General features: G+C 63.3%; 1 protein-coding gene. It reads right to left on the minus strand.

Going from position 1 to position 2283, the window contains the following annotated elements; all coding sequences use genetic code 11:
• On the minus strand, window positions 1-2283 hold a 2283-nt coding region (locus tag ACRXB1_RS34790; protein ID WP_449494623.1), incomplete at both ends, for a 3'-5' exonuclease.

A 2283-nucleotide genomic window follows, 5' to 3' on the forward strand; every position in this document is an offset into this window, starting at 1 on the left:
CGCTCGAACGCATATTCACGCAACCGGATCTTCAGATAGCGATGCAACGCGACCACATAAAAGAGCGCCTGCAAGTGGTAAGCGTGCGAAGCCATTGCAGCGTCCAGCGACGCACCGCTGTAATCGGCCGGTGCCAGGCCAAGATGATTCGACTTCCAGTCGACGATCCAGAAGCGCCCCTCGTGTTCCACGATCAAGTCGATAAAACCCTTCACGAAGCCGCGCAAGGTTGCAGCTTCGAGTGCGACATCGGGGAAGCCGTGCGCGACGAGCACGCGCCGCAAAGCTGCGAAATCCAGCGATTGCGCCGGGAACAGGAATTCGAGTTCGTTCATGCGGCGCTTTGGCGAAATCATGTCGAGCCGCATGCCCGGCACGAGTTCGGTTTTCACCGTGTCGGCGAGAACGCGCGACATCATCAACGGGAGATCCGTTTCTGGTGCGTCAAAAACGGAAAGCGGAACGGGATGTTCGTGCAAGGCTTTCTTGATGGCCTCAGGCCATGTCGCAGGCTCCGTGAAATCCGCCAGTTCGTACATCCTGTGCAGACACTCGCCTGCCGATGGTCCGCGCGGAAACGCGAGGATATCGTCGGGATCGAGTGGAACCGGCGTCTCGGGCAACGGAGGTTCGAGAGACACTATCGCATCGATGCGACCGTCGTGGTCCGGGCGTTCGTCGGCGGGTTGCGGCTGGTTCGATTCTTCGCGCGCGCCGGCCGCTATCATGGAACTGAAGCTCGCGGTCCGCCAGCTATCGCGCAACACACGACGACTCGTCCGCGGCTCGGGCGAAAACGCAGCATCGCGGCGGACGACCAGCGGTTCGCGGACATCGATGACCGGCAACGGCTCGACCGAAATCGATCCAGTCGCGAGCGCTTGCCAGGCGCCGATCACATTGTCCTCTTCAGGCGGCTCGGCCAGCCAGTCACTGAACTCGCGGCCCGCTCCCGCGACCAGCCAGTTCAACACGCTGCGCCGCGATTCCTTCGCCGACTTGCCGATCAGGTACACGCCGCCCACCACATAACACCGATACACCGCGCGCGTCAGCGCCACATAGACCAGCCGCGCACGCTCGGCGGCCTGCTCGCGCGTCGCCAGGCCGGAAGCGCGCTCACCTTCTTCATCGGTATAGCCGTAATGCAGGACGGCTGCGCCTTCGTCGTGGTATTCGCGGGCATCAGGAAGGCCGGACGAAGGTGGATCGCGCAACGCGCCGTCGTTCAGGAACGGGCAAAACACGACCGCATATTCAAGTCCCTTCGATTTATGCACGGTCACGATCTGCACGAGGTTGCGATCCGATTCCAGCCGCAATTGCGCGTCCTCTCCCCCGCCCTGCTCGGCGCGTTGCGCGGCGAGCCAGCGCAACGTCGGCGCAATGCCCGGTTGCACCGCGCCGCGCGCCTGGATCAGCTCGGCGAGATGGTTGACGTTCGTCAAGCGGCGTTCGCCATCCGGCCCGACCACCAGGCGCTGCGCAATGAACAACTCGCGCGCGAGCGTGCGCCACATGACCGCGAAGCCGCGCTCGTGCCACAACATGCGGTATCGTGAAAATCGCTCGACCCAGCTCATGGCGTCGGAGGCATTTTCTACGGTCTCGCCATGCTCCATGTTCCACAGCGCGGATGCATCGAGGCCGAGCCAATCGGTTGCAAGCGCGGCGCGAAGGCGACGCAGGTCGCCAGGGGTATCGATAGCCGCCAGCACGCGCTCGATCTGCTCGGCGTCGAGCGTGCCGAACACCGATGCCTGCGCCAATTCCACACTGCCCACGCCCCAGTTCGCAAGCACGCGCTTGACGAGACTGCCCTGCCGGTGAGTCTGCACGAGCACGGCAATCTGCCCCGGCGACAACGGCTTCTCGCCGATCAACACTTCGCCGTCCTGCGCACCGCGCAACAAGCGCACGATCTCGGCCGCGCATGCCTCGGCGGCCTGCCGGTTCGCGTTCGTCTTCGACAACACCGATTCACCTTGCGGCAAGAGCCACACGCAAAAATCGGCGGTATCGGAGTACGCGGCTGACGGCGTGTCATCGATCAAGGGTTCGCGCTCGCGCGTCCCCGCGCGCACGGGCTGATATGTGAGGCCATCGAGAATGAACGCTGCCGGGTTCGTGCTAAAAATACGATTGCAGGCGTCGATGATCGGCGCTGTCGAGCGCTGGTTGACCGCCAGCGTATATCTCGCCGATGCCTCTTCACGCGCCTTCAAATACGTATGCAGATCTGCCGCGCGAAAACTGTAGATGGCCTGCTTCGGATCGCCGACG

This window comes from Caballeronia sp. M23-90 (genome assembly GCF_053574605.1).